Origin of the sequence: Sphingobium sp., from assembly GCF_036170395.1 — a bacterium.
Taxonomy (GTDB): domain Bacteria; phylum Pseudomonadota; class Alphaproteobacteria; order Sphingomonadales; family Sphingomonadaceae; genus Sphingobium.
Map to the genome: position 1 here is coordinate 1 of NZ_JAVHPD010000025.1, position 1,240 is coordinate 1,240.

Annotated in this window: 1 protein-coding gene; it reads left to right on the forward strand. The window is 67.3% G+C overall.

From position 1 onward, the window contains the following. Positions 1-1,240: hypothetical protein (locus V2B31_RS07550; protein WP_328277027.1), on the forward strand; the 1,240-nt coding region annotated here is incomplete at both ends.

A 1,240-nucleotide genomic window follows, 5' to 3' on the forward strand; every position in this document is an offset into this window, starting at 1 on the left:
CGTCGAGGAACGGCCGGCGCTGTTCACGGCGCCGATCGAGCTCGAGCGCGAGGAGGTTGGGCTGCTGGGGCGGATCATTCAGAAGCTGTCGGGTGGGAAGCTGGCGGATCAAACGATCATCGATGCGAAAATTGCGGCAGGTCTTCTGACTCCCGCGGAGATCGCCAAGCGCGACGTCTCCGACAAGGAGCGCGCCGCGCTCGCCGAACAGGGCCACGCCATGAACGATGGTAGTTACCCGATCGCCTCTGTCCAGGATCTCCAGAACGCCGTGCAGGCGTTCGGCCGCGCCAAGAACAAGGCGGCCGTGAAGCGCCACATCATCCGCCGTGCCAAGGCGCTCAAGGCGACCGACCGCCTCCCGGCGGATTGGTCCGGCTCAACCAAGGACGGCGAGATGGCAGGCGGTGGCGAGAAACTCGCCAAAGCCGCCAGCCTCTACACCGTATCATCGATGATCGAGCTGCTCGGCCGGCTTGAATATCTCGAGGAGTGCTGCGAAGGGCCGGCGGGATTCTGCTGCGCCGTGGTGGGCGGCGGCGACGGGACCGTGGTCGAGTGCGACAAGGCATTCACCGACCGCTTCGGCGCCCTCCTGGTTCAGTTCGCCGACATGACCGCCGAGCTGCTCGACATGGCTGTCTCCCAGATGAAGAAGGAAGAAGCCGACGAAGCCGCCGCCAAGCTGGCGACCGCGCTGCATCGGCGCCGCCAGAAGGTCGCCGCCAAGGCGGCGCGCGCCGACGATCGCGCCATCCGTAAGGCCGCGAAGCTGATCTGTCGAACCGGCATGGACTTGCAGAAGAACTGGTCCGACGCGGCGCACCAGGCGGCCACCGACGCGCGCGCTAAAGCGTCCGACCATCGCAAGGCCGCGGTTGAGCATTTCGGCCAGCAGGCGGCTGCGGAGGGTCGCGGCGCCACTGACGAGGCGCAGAACCACCTCATGGCTGGCGCGACCCACATGGAGGCGGCACGTGGGTTCGACCGCGCCGCGTCGGCCATCGAGTCGGACACCAACGGCGCCGTGTCGGCGCGCGCGCAGCACTTGTCGGGTAAGCTGGCGCAGAAGTTGGCGTTTGCGGAGACCTCGGACATGCGCCAGCGCATTCTTGGCAAGGCGGCCGGCAAGCCGACCACGCTCGCGATCGAAGAACTGGCCGGGACCCGTGACGACGACGGGGCGACCGGCGACGTAATGAGCGATCTGGCGATGATCGCGAAGACGGCACAGGCGGGT